The organism is Actinocrinis sp., assembly GCF_035946395.1.
Lineage (GTDB): Bacteria > Actinomycetota > Actinomycetes > Streptomycetales > Catenulisporaceae > Actinocrinis.
In genome coordinates this window covers 1-2,248 of the sequence record NZ_DASYZI010000072.1, presented here as the reverse complement: position 1 = coordinate 2,248, position 2,248 = coordinate 1, and the positions used below count along the sequence as shown (strand labels likewise).

Here is a 2,248-nt window from a genome sequence, read left to right as displayed (position 1 = left end):
TCCGAAGCCGCTTTACGCACTCGCCGGCGCGGGCGACCTCGCAGCCGAGAAGCTGCGGGACGCACCCACGCTGCTGACCGAGGCGGCCGACACGGTCACGACGCTCGCCACCCGGCTCGCCGCCGAGGCCCCGGAGCGGCTTGCCAAGGTGCAGGCTCGGCTGGCCGAGGTGCCGGGTGGGCTCGACCCGCGTTCGGTGGTCGCGACGCTCGACCCGCGCACCGCGCGTGAATCGATCCGCGACGCGGTCGGCAAGGCTGACCCGCAGGCACTGCGCGAGCGCGCGCAGAGCATCGCGCTGAGCCAGGTCGGCCGGATGCTTGAGGCCGCGGGCAAGGCGGTCGAGACCTATGACGAACTGGCCGAGCGCGGCAAGACCGTCCTGGACCGGTATCTCGGCGCGGGCGACTCCGGGCCGTCCGACGTGACCGTGGTCGTCGAGCAGGTCATCGTGGACGAGCACGAGGCGGAGGCTACGTCGAAGACGACCGCGGCAGCCGCGCCGTCCGACGAGGCCGAGCCGGAGATCGAGGACGCTGTCGTCGAGGAGCCTGCCGGGGTGCTGCGCGAGGACGCTGACACTGAGGCCGAGACCCCCGAGCCGCGGGCGAAGAAGACGACCTCGGCCCCGCGTAAGCGGGCTGCGGCGTCCAAGACCACCACGTCTTCCAAGAGCGCGTCTTCCAAGAACACGGTGTCCAAAAGCACGCTTTCCGGTGGCACGGCGTCCAAGAGCGCTAAGGCCTGATCGCGCCGCCGTACGGTTTCACCTGTGATTTCACTTGTGCTGCGCGCGGCGTGATTTCACACCATTTCCCGCTGTACGCTCGAAAGCGCGGTAGGTGATGACCGCGCTTCCGAGCCGGCCGGGCGACAGTCGAGGAGTACGCCATGGGTACGGGCAACGGTCTGATCACCGGCACGTTCTTCAGCGTGTTCAAAGTGATCCTGCTGGCATTGCTGATCTTCGAGATCTTCGCGTTCGTGGACGCCGTGATCCGGCCCGCGTCGGCCTACGAGGCCGCGGGGAAGCTCATCAAGGTGGTCTGGCTGCTGTTCCTCGGCATCGCCGCCTTCTACGACTTTCTCTGGGGAGGGGTCACCTCGATACTGACCATCCTCGGCACGGTCGCCGCGATCGTGTACGTCGTGGACGTGCGCCCGGCGCTGCGCCAGATCTCCCCGCGCCGCGGCAACAAGACCGGTTCGCAGAACGGTCCGTACGGACCGTGGTGACGCTTTCTGATCGCTCATGGGGCAGGCTTCTCAGCTGATTCTCAACCAGCTCTAACTGGCGGCTTATAGCTGTTGGGGCAGGATCGGTCTCACCCCCCAAGGTCGGGGCGAGACGTGAGGCTTCCTCCGCCGCTCCGTAAACCGGGAGAGCCCGACTCCCGGAGGTGCTTCACGCACCGCCGCTGTGGCCCCGCCGTCACCACCCCCGCGTGTGACGAGTGGGGCCACAGCCGTTTTCGGTGCCGAATCCAGGGCCGAGGCGGCGCGATCAGTCGCCGTGCGGTGCGACTGCGGACCACGCGACGGTGACTTCGCCGAGCCGCCATCGGTTGGCCCGGCCCAGGATCGGCCAGGTCGGCCGCAACGATCCGACCGCCTCCATCCAACGCTGCCGGACACCGAGGGCGCCTAGCGCCGCGGCAGTCTGCCAGGCTCGGTCGAGCGCCTTGAGGAAGTCGTGGATCGGCTCCCCGGGCACGTTGCGGTGGATCAGCGCCTTGGGCAGCCGCTGCGCGAACACGGCTGGGGAGTCGAGCGAACCGAGACGTGCGGCGAACGTGAGCGAGCGTGGCCCCTCCCGGCCGAGCGCGACCCACGTGGCGATCCGCCCGTTCTCCGAGCACGTGCCCTCGATCAGCAGGCCGCCGGGGGCCAAACGCGAGCTGAGGGTACGCCAGACGCCCGCGACCTGCGGCTCGTCGTACTGGCGCAACACGTTGAACGCCCGGATCAACGTCGGCGGCCGGTCGACCGGCAGCTCGAAGCCACCGAGCCGGAATTCCAGGCCGGCGCGGACGTACGGCAAAGCCGCCGCGACACGTGACGGATCGATCTCCAGGCCGATCATCTGAATGTCGGGGCGGATGGAGCGCAGGCGAGCGGCCAGCTCGACCGTCGTGATCGGGTGGGCGCCGTAGCCGAGGTCGATGACGAGCGGAGCATCGAGCGTTGCGCGCAGCTGCGCTCCGTGTACGCCGATCAGCCAACGGTCCACCCGGCGAAGGCGGTTGGG

Annotated in this window: 3 protein-coding genes; 2 read left to right on the top strand and 1 reads right to left on the bottom strand. The window is 69.2% G+C overall.

The annotated features are described in order from the left end of the window. Nucleotides 1-748: hypothetical protein (locus VGS97_RS04995; RefSeq protein WP_326852002.1), on the top strand; the 748-nt coding region annotated here is incomplete at its 5' end. Nucleotides 749-891: 143 nt separating this feature from the next. Then, nucleotides 892-1,236, top strand: a complete 345-nt coding sequence (locus tag VGS97_RS04990; RefSeq protein WP_326852001.1) for a DUF2516 family protein — start codon at nt 892-894, stop codon at nt 1,234-1,236. A 268-nt stretch (nt 1,237-1,504) separates the two neighbouring features. Here VGS97_RS04990 and VGS97_RS04985 read toward each other — a convergent pair. After that, a partial coding sequence (locus VGS97_RS04985) for a class I SAM-dependent methyltransferase (RefSeq protein ID WP_326852000.1) occupies nt 1,505-2,248 on the bottom strand: 744 nt, incomplete at its 5' end.